This is a genomic window from Frischella sp. Ac48 (assembly GCF_019641635.1).
GTDB lineage: Bacteria > Pseudomonadota > Gammaproteobacteria > Enterobacterales > Orbaceae > Frischella > Frischella japonica.
In genome coordinates, this window is record NZ_JAETXP010000016.1 from 1 (window position 1) to 17,330 (window position 17,330).

General features: G+C 35.4%; 11 protein-coding genes and 4 tRNA genes. 3 read left to right on the top strand and 12 right to left on the bottom strand.

Features of this window, described 5'->3' with window-relative positions; genetic code table 11:
- From tuf to JMI89_RS10375, 5 genes are all read right to left on the bottom strand, one after another.
- On the bottom strand, positions 1-868 hold an 868-nt coding region (gene tuf, locus JMI89_RS10355; RefSeq protein ID WP_220680027.1), incomplete at its 3' end, for an elongation factor Tu.
- Between the two features lie 250 nt (positions 869-1,118).
- A tRNA-Thr gene (locus JMI89_RS10360) sits at positions 1,119-1,194 on the bottom strand.
- A gap of 2 nt (positions 1,195-1,196) precedes the next feature.
- Positions 1,197-1,271, bottom strand: a tRNA-Gly gene (locus tag JMI89_RS10365).
- Between the two features lie 190 nt (positions 1,272-1,461).
- Positions 1,462-1,546: transfer RNA gene (locus tag JMI89_RS10370), tRNA-Tyr, on the bottom strand.
- Between the two features lie 42 nt (positions 1,547-1,588).
- Positions 1,589-1,664 (bottom strand) — tRNA-Thr (locus tag JMI89_RS10375).
- A 562-nt stretch (positions 1,665-2,226) separates the two neighbouring features.
- On the opposite strand from JMI89_RS10375, the gene JMI89_RS10380 reads away from it, so the two are divergent.
- Positions 2,227-2,946, top strand: a complete 720-nt coding sequence (locus JMI89_RS10380; RefSeq protein WP_220680028.1) for a type 1 glutamine amidotransferase — start codon at positions 2,227-2,229, stop codon at positions 2,944-2,946.
- A 311-nt stretch (positions 2,947-3,257) separates the two neighbouring features.
- Here JMI89_RS10380 and metJ read toward each other — a convergent pair whose 3' ends face one another.
- Positions 3,258-3,575: a met regulon transcriptional regulator MetJ gene (metJ, locus tag JMI89_RS10385; protein ID WP_187756029.1), complete on the bottom strand. Its 318-nt coding sequence runs from the start codon at positions 3,573-3,575 to the stop codon at positions 3,258-3,260.
- A gap of 168 nt (positions 3,576-3,743) precedes the next feature.
- Between metJ and metB the strand changes: the two genes are divergently transcribed.
- Positions 3,744-4,916, top strand: coding sequence for a cystathionine gamma-synthase (metB, locus tag JMI89_RS10390; protein ID WP_220680029.1), 1,173 nt, complete (start codon positions 3,744-3,746; stop codon positions 4,914-4,916).
- A gap of 200 nt (positions 4,917-5,116) precedes the next feature.
- Here the strand turns inward: metB and rlmB are convergent, their stop codons facing one another.
- Positions 5,117-5,854, bottom strand: coding sequence for a 23S rRNA (guanosine(2251)-2'-O)-methyltransferase RlmB (rlmB, locus tag JMI89_RS10395; protein ID WP_220680030.1), 738 nt, complete (start codon positions 5,852-5,854; stop codon positions 5,117-5,119).
- Between the two features lie 9 nt (positions 5,855-5,863).
- The gene (gene rnr, locus JMI89_RS10400; RefSeq protein WP_220680031.1) at positions 5,864-8,215 is read right to left on the bottom strand and encodes a ribonuclease R; all 2,352 of its coding nucleotides are present in this window, start codon (positions 8,213-8,215) and stop codon (positions 5,864-5,866) included.
- A gap of 265 nt (positions 8,216-8,480) precedes the next feature.
- On the opposite strand from rnr, the gene JMI89_RS10405 reads away from it, so the two are divergent.
- Positions 8,481-10,298 (top strand): SurA N-terminal domain-containing protein, encoded by a 1,818-nt coding sequence (locus tag JMI89_RS10405; protein WP_187756033.1) that lies wholly within the window; start codon positions 8,481-8,483, stop codon positions 10,296-10,298.
- A 435-nt stretch (positions 10,299-10,733) separates the two neighbouring features.
- On the opposite strand, the gene JMI89_RS10410 is transcribed toward JMI89_RS10405, so the two are convergent.
- The 4 genes from JMI89_RS10410 to JMI89_RS10425 form a co-directional block, all read right to left on the bottom strand.
- A complete protein-coding gene (locus JMI89_RS10410; protein ID WP_220680032.1) occupies positions 10,734-11,045 on the bottom strand; it encodes a DUF6882 domain-containing protein in 312 nt (103 codons plus the stop codon).
- Between the two features lie 753 nt (positions 11,046-11,798).
- Positions 11,799-12,911 (bottom strand): hypothetical protein, encoded by a 1,113-nt coding sequence (locus tag JMI89_RS10415; RefSeq protein WP_220680033.1) that lies wholly within the window; start codon positions 12,909-12,911, stop codon positions 11,799-11,801.
- 168 nt (positions 12,912-13,079) lie between these two features.
- The gene (locus JMI89_RS10420) at positions 13,080-14,159 is read right to left on the bottom strand and encodes a hypothetical protein (RefSeq protein WP_220680034.1); all 1,080 of its coding nucleotides are present in this window, start codon (positions 14,157-14,159) and stop codon (positions 13,080-13,082) included.
- A gap of 130 nt (positions 14,160-14,289) precedes the next feature.
- Complete coding sequence (locus JMI89_RS10425) at positions 14,290-16,989, bottom strand: inverse autotransporter beta domain-containing protein (RefSeq protein ID WP_187756036.1); 2,700 nt, start codon at positions 16,987-16,989, stop codon at positions 14,290-14,292.
- Between the last annotated feature and the right edge of the window lie 341 nt (positions 16,990-17,330).

Below are 17,330 nucleotides of genomic sequence, written 5' to 3' on the forward strand. Positions count from 1 at the left end.
CACGTTCGATTTCTTCACGTTTAGTTCCTCGTAATAAGATACCAACGTTTTCTCCCGCTCGACCTTCGTCTAGTAATCTACGGAACATTTCAACGCCTGTACAAGTTGTTTTTGTGGTCGCTTTGATACCCACGATTTCAACTTCATCCCCAACCTTGATAATACCGCTTTCTACACGACCTGTTACCACTGTACCACGACCCGAAATTGAGAACACGTCTTCAATTGGAAGTAGGAATGGTTTGTCGATATCACGCTCTGGTTCCGGAATATAAGTGTCTAACGCTTCCGCTAATTCAACAATTTTGTCTTCCCATGCTGCATCGCCTTCTAACGCTTTTAACGCTGAACCACGAATAACTGGCGTGTCATCACCCGGGAAATCGTATTGAGATAGAAGTTCACGGACTTCCATTTCAACTAATTCTAATAACTCTTCATCATCAACCATATCACATTTGTTTAAGAATACGATGATGTAAGGAACACCTACCTGACGACCTAATAGAATGTGCTCACGAGTTTGTGGCATCGGACCATCTGTTGCTGCTACTACTAGGATAGCACCGTCCATTTGTGCTGCACCGGTGATCATGTTTTTAACATAGTCAGCATGGCCCGGGCAGTCTACGTGTGCGTAGTGACGATTCGGTGTATCGTATTCAACGTGTGATGTATTGATGGTAATACCACGTGCTTTTTCTTCTGGTGCATTATCGATTTGATCGAATGCACGTGCTTGTCCGCCGTATTTTTTAGCAAGTACTGAAGTAATTGCTGCTGTTAAAGTTGTTTTACCATGGTCAACGTGGCCGATTGTACCTACGTTAACGTGGGGTTTTGTACGTTCAAATTTTTCTTTAGACATTAATTGTCCCTCTAATGTAATACAAATCGGTGTTAAATCACCACATTAACCTCGTATTTTTAACTGTTCTTCAGCTTTTTAATATTTGATAATAAAAAACGTCCAAAAAGTAAAAACACTCACTTAAAAATCAGCTCTGAATGATAACAGATAAAAGTACCTTGTTACAAGCTTTATAGTATAATTTTGCTTAAGTAAAGAAAATTAATTTTGACAGGTCGAGATTAAGTATAAAATTAAGGGAAGACATTGGTGCTGATAGGCAGATTTGAACTGCCGACCTCACCCTTACCAAGGGTGCGCTCTACCTACTGAGCTATATCAGCATTGGAGCGGGCAGCGGGAATCGAACCCGCATCATCAGCTTGGAAGGCTGAGGTAATAGCCATTATACGATGCCCGCATGTTCAACATTGGCTACCTAAATGCTTATATAGTTAGATATTGCATACTTTACGCGACCTTACTAATTTTCGCACTTAGCTGCATAATTATAAAATAGAACTGGCTATCATTCTACTTTATTAAAAATCTATTAACCTGAATAATATTATAAATTATGTAGTTTTAAAAATTATTTATCTTACAATAAATGGTGGTGGGGGAAGGATTCGAACCTTCGAAGTGTGACACGGCAGATTTACAGTCTGCTCCCTTTGGCCGCTCGGGAACCCCACCCGAAACTACAACTTACTTTTTAAAATATTACTTAGGATAATATGGTGCCGGCTGCCGGAATCGAACTGGCGACCTACTGATTACAAGTCAGTTGCTCTACCTACTGAGCTAAGCCGGCCTAAGTGCTGCGCATTGTAGATTTATTTAAAAGCCATTGCAAGTGCTAATTGCAATTTTTTTTCCAGTTGCTTAAAAAGCATTCAAAGATATTCAATTACAGATATTTTTTTATATAAATTATAACCTGACTTTGGCTGTTTTTTCATCTTAATTATGTATTGCATTGGCTTTTTTTAAATAATAACATCGAAAAATATATCGATAATTATATGTTTTATATAATATTTTTACCAACATATCCAATAATATGCTAAGGCAACAATCTAACAAAATGAATTTCATACACTTTTTTTAATTCTAAAAAAGAATATGACAAATTTCGCAGCGAGATAAATTGCAAAAATTCTTACCAACTCGAAAAAAATAACCGTCATTTATCATCGATAATTTTAGGTTAACGGCTAAATTATTTCCAATGGTTATATTGTGTTTATTAGTAAAATACGCATAATGGATCAATTATACTCGGTTATTATTACATCCATCTCTTAGGCACATTAATCAAACATAATAATTCTTTTGCAATATTGGTAAAGTATTTAGAATATAGGAACATCACAATGCACATTCATTTTATTATTCACGAAGCATTTGAAGCACCCGGTGCCTATGAACATTGGGCAATCAGTCATAAACATATTATGAGTTATTCTCGCGTTTATTTAGGAGAATTACTACCAGATGACATAGATAACCTTGATTTTTTAATTATCATGGGTGGCCCACAATCACCGTCGACCACCCAACAAGAATGTGCCCATTTTAATTCTCTTGCAGAACAAAGCCTTATTCGGTCAGCAATTAAAGCTGGTAAAGTGGTAATTGGGGTTTGCCTTGGTGCACAATTGATTGGTGAAGCTTTAGGCGCAAAGCATGAGCATAGCCCTGAAAAAGAGATTGGTAAATTTCCAATTAAGTTAACCCAAACGGGCAAAAATCATCCGTTGTTTTCTGAGTTTGGTGATGAACTAGCAGTAGGGCATTGGCATAATGATATGCCTGGTCTGACTAAAAATACCCAAATCATTGCCTACAGTGAAGGGTGTCCTCGTCAAATCCTTGCCTATGATAAATTGGTTTATGGTTTTCAATGTCATATGGAATTAACTAATGAAGTAGTTGAACAACTTATTTGCCATTCACAAAACGATCTCAGCCAAGCAACTAAATACCGCTTTGTTGATACGCCTGATCAACTTCGTGCACATGATTATACCGAAATGAATCGAAAACTTTTTACTTTTCTTGACAAGTTAACTCTCGACTATTTGTCGAGCTAAAAAACTGTTTTCGATTGAATAATTAGGCGGGAATAAACTAAACGAAAATATTATTGATGGCCAAACACAGCATTGTCAGTTAAGGTTTAAACTGACAAAAAATAGTTTGTTTTAAAACGCAAATCGAATTGGTGGCGACAGCACAAATCCTGTTTATGCATCAATAGAATTTTTTTGGCAAGTCAAATCACCAGCAAACAATAAGCATTATTTTGAGTAATATTGCAAAATAATAAGCCATTATTGATAAATTATGTTTATTTAAACCTATTTTCTGATTGCATATTCCAATATCAAATGATAAGTCATGATTAATATTCTAATGCATCAGGATCAATTCCCAACTTAATCATCATTTCTCGTGCCTGAACAGGAATACCATCATCACGTTCTTTATTTAGATCATTGTCACTTGGTAATGGTTGACCGGTGAAAGCATGTAAAAACGCTTCACATAACAATTCACTATTCGTTGCATGTCTCAAATTGTTAACTTGTCTTCTAGTGCGTTCATCAGTAAGAATTTTTAAAACTTTCAAAGGAATTGACACAGTAATTTTTTTCACTTGCTCGCTTTTCTTTCCATGTTCAGCATAGGGACTGATATAATCACCGTTCCATTCCATCATACAGCTACCTCATCATTTGGTATTAATAACAAAATATATGTGATTAATTTTATCGTCTTTTTTTAATCGTCGCAATCTACACATCGAAGTATTTAGACATCTAGACATGTTGACGTCTTATACTGGTGTGCTATATTTGAACATATATTCTTATAAAGGTTGAACATTATGAAAAAATACAGCGATCAGCCCGTTCTTTCTCAAAGAACAATTGCCGTAAGGAGTGGATTAAATACCGACAATCAACATGGTGCCGTTATTCCTAAAATTTCTCTAACGACTTGTTATCGTTTTGAAGAATTTGCAAAACCAAGACCATTCGATTATGGTCGAAAATCGACACCAAATCGAGATTCAGTACAAAAAACGATTGCCGCGCTCGAAGGTGGTGTTGATGCCATTTTAACAAATTGCGGTATGTCGGCCATTCACTTGCTTTCGGTTGCGTTACTTTCTCCTGATGATTTAGTTATTGCTCCCTATGATTGCTATGGTGGTAGCTACCGATTATTTAATAGTTTAAGTCAAAAAGGCTATTTTAAAGCAAAATTTATCAATCAGGCTGACGATGAAGCGGTTAAACAAGCATTAGCTTTGCAGCCAAAATTAATTTTAATTGAAACACCAAATAATCCACTATTACGCGTAGTCGATATAAAAAAAATAGCTGATTTAGCTCACCAAGCAGGTGCATTAGTGCTTGTCGATAACACCTTTATGACACCCATCTTACAACAACCCTTTACACTCGGTGCTGATATAATTATTCATTCATGCACTAAATTTTTAAATGGTCATTCTGATTTATTAGCTGGCGTTTTAGTATTTAAAGATCAACAGCTTGCTGATGATGTTTTGTGGTGGTCAAATAATATCGGAACAGCTAATTCATCGTTTGATACTTATTTACTCCAACGTGGCTTAAGAACATTAGCGGTGCGCGTTTTAGCACAGCAAGAAAGTGCTATGAAAATCGTCGATTTTCTCTCACAACATCCAAAAATCGCAGCTGTTCATCACCCATCTTTAACCTCCACTTTGGGACATGATATTGCCAAGAAACAACAAAAGGGTTATGGTTCGTTATTGAGTTTTGAGCTAAAAGGCGGAGCAGAAAAAACACCTATTTTTGTTGAAAAACTAAAGATTTTTACCTTAGCACAATCATTAGGAGGTACCGAAAGTTTGATTTCTCATCCAACTACTATGACCCATGCGGGTATTAGTGCTCAAGCTCGTCAGGCCGCGGGAATTTCGGATCAATTGTTAAGAATTTCAGTTGGCTTAGAAGATGTTAATGATCTGATTGCCGATTTAGCTCAAGCGTTAGAGCAGATTTAATCCAACGTAAGTGGGTTAAAACCCACTTATCAATTTGAATTATAATAAAATGACCAATATCCAGAATCAAAATGTTTTATGATTCTAATCAAATTGCACTATGCGCGTATATTTTTTACTTATTATCACAATCCCACTCGCATTGTTTAATGCTAATATCACTTCATTACTGATTCGTCGTGACAACTTACCTGACTAGGTTAGTTAGATTTTTGTCTCACGACTTCAAACAAACAAATACCAGTTGCCACGGAAACATTCAGCGAAGAGACCATCCCTGCCATTGGAAGACTGACAAGCTCATCGCAATGTTCTTTGGTTAAGCGTCGCATTCCCTCACCTTCAGCGCCCATTACTAAAGCAAGTGGCCCAGTTAACTTACTCTGATATAAGGTATGGTTGGCTTCTCCTGCTGTACCGACAATCCAAATCTGAAACTCATCTTTTAACATTCGCATGGTACGTGCCAGATTGGTGACTCGAATAACCGGTACTCCTTCAGCAGCACCACAGGCTACCTTTTTAGCTATAGCATTCAGTGGGGCAGATCTATCTTTAGGTACAATAATAAAATCCACACCCGCAGCATCAGCACTTCTGATACAAGCACCTAAATTATGTGGATCGGTAACACCATCTAAAATTAAGATAAAAGGTGTCGCTACTTTTTTAATTAAATTTGGCAAGTCATTTTCATGGTAATTTTGGCTCGGTTTAATTTCTGCCATAATACCTTGATGAACGCCTTGTTTCGTTTGTTCATCAAGCCATTTACGCTCAACAAATTTAATCACAATACCGAGTGATTGTAATTCTTCAATTAATGGTATTAATCGTTTATCTTCACGATTTTTTAATAGATAAACTCGCAAAAATTTTTCTGGCGAGCGGGCTAAAACAGCTTGTAAGGCATGAATGCCGTATATTATTTCACTCATTTTGATTGACTACTTAGTTTTCTTCTTAGCTGATGAATTCGTATTTTTTTTCGCTTTCACAGATGATGTTCCGGCACGTTTACGTTTTTTCTTGATCGATTTATCAAGATTAAGTTTAGGTGCAGAACGTTGTTGTTTATTACCCCGTTCTTTGCCAGTTTTTCCGTAACGACGTGGCTTATTATCGCTGCCAACTAAACTAAAATCAATTTTTCGCTCTTCTGGATTTACCGCCTCAACTTTCACTTTAACCTTATCACCCAAGCGATAACTGAAGCGAGTATTTTCACCGATTAAACGACTTCTTGCAGCATCAAAACTATAATAATCATTTTCTAGAGATGATACATGGACTAAACCGTCAATAAACAGATCATCTAATCGCACAAAAAATCCGAAGTTAGTCACACTACTAATAACACCGTCGTAAACTTCACCAACATGATCTTGCATAAAATCACACTTTAACCAGTCTACCACATCTCTAACCGCTTCATCTGCACGACGTTCAGTCATTGAACAATGCTCACCAAAATAGAGCATTTCTTGCATACTATAGTGGTAACCACCTGTTTTGCTATCACAATGCGCTTGATTAGCTAAAATCCATTTAATAGTGCGATGTAATAATAAATCGGGATAACGCCGAATTGGTGAAGTAAAGTGAGCATACGATTCAAGAGCTAAACCAAAATGCCCTCGATTTTCTGGATCATAAATAGCCTGTTTCATTGAACGCAGTATCATCGTCTGCAACATGTCATGATCAGGGCGTTTAGCGACCAATGCCATTAATTTAGCGATATCTTTCGGTTGCGGCTTTAACCCACCTTCTAAAGTTATCCCTAGTTCATTTAGTGTGGTTCGTAAATTATTTAAACGATCTTCATCAGGCTTATCATGTACACGATAAAGCGATGGAACTTGTAAGTGCTCAACAAACTTTGCGGCGGCGACATTGGCTAAAATCATACATTCTTCAATAATTTTATGGGCATCATTTCGTTCAGCCATTTCTATTCGCTCAATGCGTTTATCGGCATTAAAAATAAATTTTGGCTCTGCCGATTCAAATCCAATTGCCCCTCGTTCATTACGTTTTTTATCGAGAATTTGATAAAGATTATGAAGATTTTCTAAATGTTTAACTAACGGTTGATAATGATCACGTAACTGCTGATCACCATGTAACATTTTATGCACTTTAGTATAGGTTAATCTTGCATGAGAATTCATTACTGCTTCATAGAACTGATAAGACGTTAAATTGCCTTTTAGCGAAATAGTCATTTCACACACTAAACATAATCGATCTACTTGTGGATTTAAAGAACAAAGCCCATTAGATAATACTTCGGGTAACATCGGCACCACTCGAGATGGAAAATAAACTGACGTTCCTCGATTACAGGCCTCTTTATCTAATGCGGTTTTAGGTTTGACATAATAACTGACGTCTGCTATCGCTACCCAAAGTCGATATCCACCACCACGATTTTTTTCACAATATACTGCATCATCAAAATCACGCGCATCTTCCCCATCAATTGTCACCAAAGGCAAATGTGTCAGATCTTTTCTACCTTTTTTAGCTTGAGCGGAAACGGTTTCAGATAATTTACTGATGGCTTTTTCAACTTCAACAGGTAACACATGAGGAATATCATGATTGCGAATGGCAATTTCAATAGCTAGACTGGTACCCATGTTTTCGCCTAATATTTCGGTAATTTTGCCGATGGCTTTTTGGCGCTGTTGTGGCCTTTTGAGTAATTCAACCGCAACTACTGTCCCCATACGTACCGTTTTAGGTGGTTTTTCAGCAATTAAAATATCAAAATTTAATCGGTTATCATCAGGAACGACAAATCCAATGCCTTCTTCAATAAAATAGCGACCGACAATTTGATCACTACGAAACTCAAGCACTCTAACAATACGCGCTTCGGTTTTACCTTTATATTGACTAGCAATCGGTTGAGCGAGAACTACGTCACCATGAAGTGTTTTTTTCATCTCTTGGTGCGATAAAAAATAATCATCAGCCTGACCTTCAACCCGTAAGAAACCATATCCATCGCGATGAGCTAACACCAATCCTTTGACCATTAATAATTTTTCGGGCAATGCATAACATTTACGGCGAGTAAAGATGACTTGTCCATCACGCTCCATGGCCCGTAAACGACGATGCAATGCTTCTTTTTGTTGTTCATCAAGCAATCCCATTGCTTTAGCAATATTTTCCAGATTAGCTGGTTTAGCAATATTTTCTAAATAGTTGATAATATGTTCACGACTTGCAATCGGTGATTGGTATTTTTCAGCTTCGCGATCATAAAAAGGATCTTTGATTACCATTTGTTTATCCATTATTGATAAAATTACCTAATAGCATAGCATACTTTCATCAACTCCATATCGATTAGCTATAAGTTTAAGCAAATAAATAATTAATCTTTACTGTGTTATTTAGCCGTGATAACTCAAGTATTGTTCGATTAACTTTAATAGCGAATCATGATAGATATGATATAATTTAACAAATGTTTATTAAGTTGTTAGTAACACTCATTACAATGAATAAACTTCAAGCTGAAGATTATTCAATGGAGAATAACGGAATATGATGGAAAAAATTCGTACGGCAGGTAATAGTACTATTGTTAAAGTAATATTTGGTTTAATTATTATCGCTTTTATTTTTACTGGGTTTGGTAATTTTTTGCAATTTGGATTTTATAGCTCAAACGATAGAAACTTATATATTGCTAAAGTTAATGGAGAAGGAATTAGTCGGGAAGTTTACGAAAAAGAACTCCAGATGGTCTTGAAAGAGGCAAAGAATTTGAAACCGGATGATCCTCTGCTCGAAGAGGTCAGTAAATCAGTTCTATCTAATATTATTAACGATGTGTTATCATATGAATTTGCCAATTCACTTGCCTTAAATATCACGGATGAGCAAATCAAAAATGTAATTCGTCAACAAAAGATTTTCTTTGAAAATAATCATTTTAGTAATCAACGCTATTTACAATTACTAGCAGAAAACAATCTGACACCGGACGTTTATGCTGCAGGATATCGCACTGAAATGAAAAAAAGTCAGTTAATTAATGGATTAATTACTACTAATTTCGTTGTTCCCAAAGATTCCGAGATTTCTGCATTGATTAACCAAACTCGAACTATCTACTTAACTGATTATAGTTTATCCAATTTAAAAGAAGATTTTTCGGTTTCAGATCAAGATATTGAGAACTTTTATAATATTCACAAGCAGTCATACACACATCCTGCTCGATTAAAAATGAAATATCTTATTAATCCTTATCCGGAAATTGAAAGAGATATTACTATTTCTCAAAATGATATCCAAGAATACTATAATGAAGGTAAACCGGGAACGATGTCATTACCAAAGCAATCCTATAGTATTTTGTCATTTAATTCACTAGCTAAAGCTCAAGCTAGCTACCAAAGTCTGATTGCTATGCCAACTCCCAAACGTTTGGCGGTAAAAATGGATCATTTAGGATGGTTTAGTAGTGAACAATCGGTTAATGAGCTTTTACAAAATCAAAAGCTAACGAAAGTTGGCAGTATTTCTAAACCCATTAAGCAGGCAAATTCATACTATATTATTCGTTTAGATGAAATTCAAGTAGCAAAAAAATTACCTTATGATTATGTTAAAGCTAACATAGAGAGTGTGTTAAAAAAAGAACAAGCTGATAAAATCTACAATGAACAACAAATCCGTTTGGAAAAAGCCGCTAAGCTACCTACTTTAGAGGAAATATCCCGTGCATCAGGCCTTCACATAAATGAATCAGAATGGACAACCGAAAATGAGATATACTCAATCGGCAGATTCCAAACAATTCGTAATATCATTTTTAGTGATTTAATGATAAAAGATGGCAAACCAACCAATGCCATTTCAGATATTATCTATGCCCCTGAATACCAAAGTAGTTTTATTGTCCAAGTGACTGATTATCAAGATGCTGGCATTAAGCCGTTTGATGAAGTTAAAAATCAAATTAAAGACTTTTTAATCACACAGAAAAAGAAAGAGCATTTTTCTGAAGCTGTTGATACAATTGTTACACAAATGAATAACGAAAATTCCAATGGCGATATCGCCTTTGCGCAGCGAGTAACATTAAAACGCACTAATAATGAAAGTAACTTACTTGATCAAAGCAGTGTCGATAAAATATTTGCCATGGTGCCAAACGCCAAAACAGGTAGAATTTTTGGCGGATCTATTGAAACCCCAACAAATGCTAAACTATATGTTTTAATCAACGTAAAAGATGGTGAAGTTGCTGATTTGTCAACGCCATTACAACTTGATTATACAACCATCAATTATGATTATGTACTTGATGAACTTCGTTCAAATGCAAAAATTGAATTGCTTTCGCAAAAATAACTATGTTATTTAATGTGATTAATTATCGTTATTTTCAAAACCATCCTGACGGATGGTTTTTTATTGCTATTACTGATTAATCAACCATTAACCGCGGCAAAATCAACCATTGATATATGGTCATTGAATAATTAATAATGATGTTAGCTATAGGAAAAATTAGCACGTTTATAAAAATAAGATAATTAACTTACGTAACCCCAAAAAAATGGGTAGGAAAATCTTTTTATCAATTTTAATGTTGTATTAGAATCGGTCATTTTACTTATTATACTTTCGTTAATAAGAACAGAAGCGGTTTGATTTAATTTTACCGATATATTAGTTGGTTTGTGATTTTACAAAACTATCGGGCAAATAAAAGTTAAATTGTATTAGCTTAAATTCAAGCTGACACTTTTGCAACTCATAGATATATCTAATCTGACAGTCAGTTTAATGTATAGTTATGCTGGTTAGTCCTTTTTGCTCATCGTCACGGATCCATACCATAAACACTCGAGTTGAACACGATAGGCCACTGTAACCAACTTCGCCACCGCCGAGGAAACATGTAAGAGCAGCAAACTCCCCTGCATCATCCATAGACCCAGCAATTTTACGTATAGTTAGCATCTCCATCTGATATTGCTCACCAAAGTTCCGTACTCGCCGAGCAAACGCACCTAATGGTTCGCTTACTGATGGGTGATCCCTCCCCAATAACCAAGTGCCATCTTCAGTATCGTAAGTGCCGACTACTTGCACTGGTTGTAATTATAATCAAATCCTTTGCGTCATTGATAAAAGTGATCATAGCTAAATCAAGAGTAACTTTTTATGAAACTGTATCAAGGTCCTACATATCTATTGCTACTTGTCTAGGCAACTGTATCTCATGCTTCGACGTGTGCAATAGTCAGATCTGGCTCTAAAAGCACGACCGTAATGTTACAAGAACCTTTTCCTTTGCAGCTAAAAGTTTTTAAAAACAGATTATTTATTCTTTTTAATGTATTAATTTATGTTAATGAACCTTATAAATGTTCAATATTGGCAGTAGGATGACATACATATGCAGCATCCATTGAAGCACAATATTTTTTATATTAGATTAGAATACAATTATTGCCATTCAAGTAGATAATTTTTTGTAGATATTCGATCGTTCACAACTTGACCGAAAATTAGTGGCTTAATTTATTCTAGCAACAGAGCAACCCATATCTATCAGATATTTTGACTCTTAGTTAGATTAATTAATCCATGTTCATTTTATTATTTGCATATTTATTTCATACCGATTTATTAGGAAAAGGTTTTTAAAAGCAAATTTATCTTATCAATTTTACTATGTGTCTCTCCACTAATAGCTTTGAAACTTCACTTGATTGGCTAAAGAACAAAAGCTAAATATAATAGCGATTTAGCAAAAAACACCTCGAAAGGTGTTTTTGATTAAGAGTTTAACAATAGATGTTGGCAGCCTAATAATAATTAAATTATTCCTATTAGTTTTTATTAATCACTTAATAAACGTCTAATAAGTTCTGGACTATCATCCAATTGCGTTGTAGTAGCTGAAGTTCTAATTACAGCAGTATCGTTATAAGTTGCATCAACGCTTAAATAATACCCTTGAGCACCTGCATAACGAAGTTGTACATCAGAACTATTCTTAATTTTCAAATTACCATTTACCGGAATTTGATAAACAATACCATTTATAGTTGGTCCTTGTTGATCCATAGTTGTATTAATGCTAACCAAATCTACCACATTATCTTGGGCGGATGTAGTGGCGCCTATAGCATTCACGTCTTGATTTACCAATGACCATTTATAGTTAAAATATCCGGTTATATCAGTGTTGTCTTCTGACATTACTTTTACCGTGAAATATTCCAACACTTTTGGAATTCCATTCCCTAATTCATCTCCGATGGTAAACGTACCATTATTAAAATTTGCGCGATAAATCTTAATCTGCGCCCCGTCCTCAAAACGACGCACAACACCGCCGCTAACAGCTGTACCACCAGTACCATCATTAACGCTAGGTTCGGAAGATGAATTTTCATCAATAAGACCTGGCGCTGTAATCTGGTGAACATAACCAACCACTACTTTATCAAATTTTGATGGATTACCGTAAGGTGTATTAGGTTGAATTCGGTAGGCTAATAATGAACCTACTGCAGCTGCAGGAATCTTCCATTTAACGGTACCGGACGATAAATCTGGATTTTGGTTGTCTTCGAAGGTAATACCACTATCCGACCAAACAAATTGTCCACTAGTGCTATCTTTATATCCAAACTTTACTGTTTGGCGTGTTTGTTTACCACCTTTATCTTCGTCAAGATCTTTATCAACCACTACGAATTTTAGCGTAAGCGTATCACCAACTTTGAGTGGCTGATTATTATTCCTGCTACTAGTGATATCCACAGAATTAGCAGTAAAAATTGATGTATTATTTACCATCTTCGATGGCGCATTAACTAACGGTGCATGACCACGTATAATGCCTGTTGTCGCAGCGATATCGTTTCCACTGGCATACGCCACATTAAAAAAATAGCCTGTTAAAAGCATTCCTAAAGCTACTTCTTTTAATATTATATATTTCATATAGAAAATACTTCCTTTGTGACGATCATTTAAATTATATATATATTCTGTTTAATAACATTAGTAGTAATTTTATGAATGCTCTTATTCATTTTCAGTTAAAACGTAAACTCAGGTAGAAGAAACACCGATTAAGGTGTTTCTTTATAACAAGTACCCTATATTAGTTTAGTTCGTAGGCGTTGCCTCAGAAGCAATTACCTTAAGTTTATATCCTTGCGCTCCTGCCACCAAGTTTTGTACAGTTTGTCCACTAGCACTCACTAGACCATTCACTGGGATCTGATAGTATAGACCTTCAATTTGCTGTCCACCTGATGACTGTCTCGCATTTACAGCATCAAGTTGAGTTATGTCTGGTTGACTTGGCGTCGGAACATTAGCCGGCTGACCCGAATTAACAATGTCTTGTCGGTTGGTGGTAAAATCAACTAAATTCCATTCGAATTTAAATTGATTCGTTATATCCGCATTCGTTATTTCGGTAGAAGTAACTTTTGGTGCATATAATAGACCAACAACTGGGGAATCATTAGCACCAATCCTATCAGCGCTATAAGTTATGACACCACTGTTAACCGATATTGCGTAAAGCTCAATCGTATATGAGTCACTATCTAGACCAATTTCACCATTGGTAATGGACGGAATATCAGTACTACCGGAACCTACATTAGTCGCAGCTGGTGTGTCCCCCGAATTATCTTTAAGACCTGCATCGTCTGATTTAAATACATCACCGTATACATACTGACTTGCTACGGACGGATTACCAAAATCTGTATTTGCAAGAATTTCATAGTAAATACGAGATCCAACCGCATCTTGTGGTATGACCCACTGAGCATAGTCACCATCATTGTCCGTACCAACACTACCACTTGCTACCCAAACAAATTCCCTAGAACGATCTTGTTTAAGCTTATTATAACCAAATTTAATCGTTTTAGCAGTTAGCTGTAAGCTATCTTTATCACCATCTTGGTCAACAACATTAAAGTAGATTCTAATTTTATAACCATTAGTTACTGTGTTGGCCTGCGCAACTGCATTATCGTTTTTGTCAAAAAGTTTAACAGTAATACTGTTTTTATCATAGACCGCTGTTGTTTTGTTTTTAGCATTAACGAGCGGTGCACGTCCTTTAATAATTCCAGTGGTAATACTATTTGCTGCATATGCTCCACTAATGCTATAACCTGCTAACAATAAGCCTATAGCGACTTTTTTTAACGTTAAATTTTTCATAAATTAAATTTCCCATTTATCTTCAACATATTGTGTTGTATTTATATAAATACACCACCTGGTGGTGTTTGCTGCTCAATAGCTAAGCTTATTTGATGATATAAACTTAGCTAAACTTATTAACTTATTTTTAATAAGTTGTTACTTGTAATTGAAAGCCTTGATCCCCGGCACATGCTGCTGGTGAAACAGGAGGATGCGCTGCGCCCCAAGTTTTCCCCGCCACGGCTAAACCAGTTGAACCATCACTTGCCAAACTGATTTTACCATTTACTAAACCTTTAATCGTATAGGTATCACTTAAACTTACATTAAACCATGGTCCATTCGGATTACCAATATAATCATTTAATTGCGTATTATTTGATCTAGAACACGCTGCATTGTTATCACCAACCAATGACCAAACAAAATTAGCTCTTATAGTAATTGCCCCATTCTGACTCGGATCAATATTATATGCTTTAGCTTCATAAGTTGAATCAACCACGAATGGATGTGTGCTATCTGGCGTCACAATAATTGAACTAGTGTTATAACTAAGTCTACCTGAAGCAACCATTTCACCGGTATCTTTGTTATATACCGCAAGCCAATTTGCCGAATTATTACTATCCACGAAATAAATCGGTAATGTTGCCGAACCATATGGAGCCACTTTAGTTGTGATATTCACTTGATTCAAGGCTGCTGTTGTTGCGATTTCTAGCAAGTACTTATCAGGTGTACCAGCTACCGGATTGATGGATTTAACTAATAAACAATCCTGATCACTCGGACATTGAGCTCCTGTTGCTGAACCATCAATAAAGTTGATGCTTCGATTATCAGTAGCGGTAACCGCTGACCAATATTGATTAATTTTATCAATATTATATGAATTAGGATAATCACTTAAAATAGTTGGATCATTAAACGATGAACCTACCTTGTTATCAAATAAGGTAACTTCTAACAATACTGAATCTACACCATCGTTTCTGGCCGCTGTTTGTAGACTTGAACCAACTGGTTCACCTGTACCGACAACAGTGGAAATGTTACGTAACTTTATTTCTCTGCGCGTAATTGATGGCTTAATGGATAACCAAGTTGTATTAGATTGAGCTATTTTTCCTTTACCATCGGTAACTTTAACATCAATTTCATAACGGCCCGCTGTTTTCGTTGTTGATGGCGCTGGATTGCGTATACCTTGTTGATTAATATACGATGGAACAAGAATTGACCAATGTTCAACATCCTTAACCGTAATAACCTTAGCACTATTACCGGCTTGACAAGGACTATTATTAACACGTCGTTCGTAACAAATATCACCACCATCATTAAATAATGCATTAAAATCGAGAATACCACTCACTGTGTTCCAAGAAGTTGGTGATATTGTAATACCATCTTTGGCATTATGTACTGCAATAGAAAGCGGAATGCTGATACCTTCCTCAAATTCACCCAATGCAGCGAGATCAACACTGAATTTTTTCTCTTTATACTCCAAAACGATAAAATTATTACGATCAACCAGATCATAACGGCTACCCTTAAGTGAACGAGCCACCTGTACCATATCTGGATCCAACTGATCTTTTAATGGTACGCCAATGCGATAATTCATCGTCATTTCAACTTTAGCTTGTTTCTTAGCGTCTTTACCTTGTTTATGTTCACCTTTAATGGTGAATAATGGAACAGGTGTATAATCAATACCGACTGTTAAAGCATAAGGATCTTTTTGTAAATTATCTTTACCAAATAAAGCAACTTTTTTACCATAATATTGCTCAAACATTAAAGATGCACCAAAATGCGGATAAGATGGTAAATACCCTTGGAATCGAATATCAAATCCTCGTGCTGCACGTTCTAGATAATCATCAAAATCTTTAGAATGTTTCCAATCGGATAATGGCATATAGTAGTTAGCCGCAAATTTCATATAATCCGACCATGCTTCCAAACCAAGACCTAAACGATTGTGATTACGTTTAAAATCATGGTCAAAAAATACGTTATAACCCAATAACCAACTCTTATCAGCCACATCCCAACGCTGACCAATACCAAAGTTAGCAATCCGGCGATCTTTTTCGTATTCCTGATAGGTTAATTGTGAAAAGATCAATGTTCGATCAGAATCGTACCAAGGACTAAATAATTTTACATTTACATTATTTAGTCTGGCTTGATCGCTCACATCGAATGATAATTGTGCTGTTCCAAAAAGACCTAAAAAGTCTTGCGCAGCTGTTTGAATAGGATCGATGACTTGGCTATGGACTTGGCTTCGAATATAGCTTTCAGCATAATCTTTAGCATTAGTGTGTAACTCATCTTTTATTCTACTGGAAGACATATTTTCCCAATCTTGTTGCCCCAAGAATTGCAATGCATTGGCTAAATGAGTTTCGATGACTTCATTATCTGAAGCTTTTTTATTATCTACCGTTTCGGAAGATCCCAAACTAGGGAGGTTATATTTATTTTCGCTCTCAATTTTACTTTCCGCAATAAGAGGTGGCAATAATGGCGAATTAGCGGGCAATATAATGCTTTGACCTTCTTTAACTACATCAACATTATCATATTCACCTTTATTAAGTTCACGTAATTCCATAATGGAAATACTACTCAATAGCGCAATTTGATACAGGCTGCGTTGTTGATCATTGATAAAAATTCGCACAGCATCTTCAGTTTTTTCAGAACTGTTAGTATAATTATTGGTTATTGTAGAATTAGCACTTATTTTAGCATAAGCAGCATTATAACTTAAAGTCACAATCACAAATGTTGCAACAGTAGTTAAATTAAAATACTTCTTTATCATAGTAATTCCTTAACTTTGCTCATGTTTTTTTATAATTATGTGCTTTTATCAAAAATTCATACAAAAATTCTTATAATTTTCCGTCAAATTTATAATATTTTAACAAAACAATCAATAACTATTTTGTTATTATTGGTATTAATTATAAGCGACAAATGATTATATTCCTTATAATTCAACTGGTTACGATTAAAAAAAATATGACATATTTGTAATTTAGTAACATATTTTTGTAAAAATTACTTAACAAATATTTAATAATCTAGATAAAATAATTAATTCTAATAATAACTTAAATTTATAAAACTGATTTTTATTTCTTTTTTGAAAACAATCCGTTT